This window comes from Solibacillus ferritrahens, from assembly GCF_037027585.1.
Classification (GTDB): Bacteria; Bacillota; Bacilli; order Bacillales_A; family Planococcaceae; genus Solibacillus; species Solibacillus ferritrahens.
On the sequence record NZ_JAXCLE010000044.1, the window covers coordinates 1 to 2,615 of the forward strand.

General features: G+C 35.9%; 2 protein-coding genes. Both read left to right on the forward strand.

The window, feature by feature from the left end; all coding sequences use genetic code 11:
- On the forward strand, nucleotides 1–988 hold a 988-nt coding region (locus SNE38_RS18980; protein ID WP_336047163.1), incomplete at its 5' end, for a pre-toxin TG domain-containing protein.
- A 27-nt stretch (nucleotides 989–1,015) separates the two neighbouring features.
- Nucleotides 1,016–2,239 carry a PoNi-like cognate immunity protein gene (locus tag SNE38_RS18985; RefSeq protein ID WP_336047165.1) on the forward strand — a complete coding sequence of 408 codons (1,224 nt, stop codon included), beginning with the start codon at nucleotides 1,016–1,018 and terminating at the stop codon, nucleotides 2,237–2,239.
- The last annotated feature ends 376 nt before the right edge of the window (nucleotides 2,240–2,615 follow it).

The window sequence follows — 2,615 nt, forward strand, 5'->3', positions numbered from 1 at the left end:
TCTCCTCTTATTTGTACTTACTGCCAAGGCAGCAGTAAAACAGGTCAAGAAGGCCGCGAAAAAAGCCGTGACGCAAGCGAAAAAGAACGTCAAAGCTGCCGTAAAGAAGACGAAGAAGGCTCTGAAAAAGGTCGGCGGAAAAGTGGCCGTTGCGTATACGTCCTTCAAAGAGGGCGGCTATAAAGACGTAATCTCTGCAGGATTAGACTTTATTCCAGTAGTAGGAAATGCGAAGGCATTGGTTGAAGCCGTGATCGGAAGAGACCCAATTACCGGTAGAAAATTGGAAAGCTGGGAACGTGGTGCATCAGTTGCTGCTATTTTAGGAGGACCTTTAGTAAAAGGTGTGAAACATGGAGGAAAGGTTCTCGGTAGCGTTGCCTCAGGAGCGAAAAATATAAAAGGTAAAACAGTGCATGTGGCCGAGTCCGCTACACCAACTAATCCGACAAAGCAGCAGGCACCGAAACCAAATCAAGAAAGTCCATCAGCTTCAAATATAGCCGACTTTAATCCAAAGACAGCGACAACCAAGCAAAAAGGGAATTTTGGTGAAATAAAATCAAGTGACAATCTATTAAACAACAAGAGTATAAAAGATGCGGGGTACGATTTAAAACCAATTGGTAGGGGTGTACCTTCAAGCATAAATGATAAAATAGTAAAAGGGATTGACGGATTATATGAAAACACAAATAAAGAGTCTCCTATTAAATATGTTATTGATGAAGCAAAGTTTGGTAGTTCACAACTAAGTAAAACAGCTAAGGATGGCCCACAAATGTCAAATGACTGGCTGAAGGGTACGGAAACTGGAAAGAGTAGAATTTTGAAAGCTGTTGATGGAGATAAGCGATTAGCAACAGGAATTAGGAAATCATTGGAAGATGGTAAAGTTGAAAGAGTATTATCCAAAGTAGATAGTAATGGACATGTAAAAACATTTAGAATAGATGCAAAGGGTGACATAATTGGAGAATGGCCATAATTTAGTAGCTAAGGGGAATCGAATAAAATGAGAGATTTTTTAGGTATAGAAGAGAAATTTAGAGAAGATATAGAATATAATAAAGAGTTTATTGAAGAAAATAGAGACGATATTAAAAGTTTAAAAGAGGATGAAAAGAATGGTATCCAAAGAAATCCTAATGATAATAAAAGTATTATTGAAGCAAGATATTTAAGTAATTTTATATATGAAATAGAAAATATTCGGGCAAAATATTCTTTAGGAGAAGATGTTAGTACATTGGAAGGGGATTTTCAACAGGCACTTTATGATTTAGGGCATACGGGAACAAGTAAAGTTGGCTATACTAATCTCCTTTGGATGATTTCTTTAGGTATCTTATTAGAAACGGATAAATTAAATTTAAAAAGATTAGAAAAAATAGTTGAGGAAAAAAATATTAAAGATGCAGTAATTGATTTTTTATTATTTGCTAGTGATATTGGATACACAAAAATCACCAATAACTATTTTAAAGAAAACCCCTACGCAAAGACGCGAGAAATTATTGAGCTAGCAGAAACTGATAAGGAAGAAGCCTCTAAACGATTACAAAAGTATATGGAGAAGGAATGGTTTAAAGGGCATTATGACTATGAATGGAAAAATGCACATAAAGAACCTGGCTATGTAGGGTTTTGGAGCTTTGAAACAGCAGCCCTTGCCAAAATACTTGATTTGGATGATTCAAGCCTAATCAATAATAATCACTATCCATATGATTTAGCGCACTACAAGAATTCAATGAGATTTAAACCGATTTCTCTCAATGATTTAATCATTGAGCAGGAGATTGAACAGACTGACTTAATAATAGAAGGCATCGAAAATAACCCGCTATTAGAAAAAATTATTCCAACAAGATGGCATGTATTTGTCAACGAACTCATCCATGATTATGAGGTTATGGCTGATAGTGACTTCTATGAAAAATACAAAAAAGTGATGGGCTTAGACCAAATTTGGTTCCAATATCAAGAGTATGAAGAAGCCAATGAACAGAAAAATCTCTTAGGAAGTTTAATTGTTTTTGCGATGGTAGATAAAGGGTATCTATTACAATTGGACTATAAAGAAGATTTGGAAGAATACTACTCCAGTTTAAAAGATTTTTGGAATCCTACAAAAACCAAATTGGTTCAATTTATAGTAGATAATGATCAATATTACTATGCTTTACTACCAATCGATGTAAATATGAAGGAAATGTATGAAGTTAAACTTCAGTGAAGTAAGTTAATGGTAAAAATGTTAAAATGGTGGTAGTTGGGGATTTCAACTGTCGCCATTTTTTTAATAATTTTAGATACGGATAGTTAAATTGATAACAAGACACCGTCGTTATCCAAGCGAAAAAGCACGTTAAAGCTGCCGTAAAGAAGACGAAGAAGTCTCTGAAAAAGGTCGGCGGAAAAGTGGCCATTGCGTAATCGAAGGCATTGCTTGAAGCAGCAATTGGAAAGCTGGGAACGTGGAGCATCAGTAGCTGCTATTTTAGGAGGACCTTTAGTAAAAGGTGTGAAGCATAGCGTAAAGCTCGGAGCAAAGGCTGTTTCAGGAGCTACATCGGGTAGCAAAGCAACAAATAAAACAGTAAATCTGGCCA

What these genes read in the sequence shown, in the direction of transcription:
- SNE38_RS18985 (WP_336047165.1), top strand. Translation starts at nt 1,016, where the DNA reads ATGAGAGATTTTTTAGGTATAGAAGAGAAATTTAGAGAAGATATAGAA.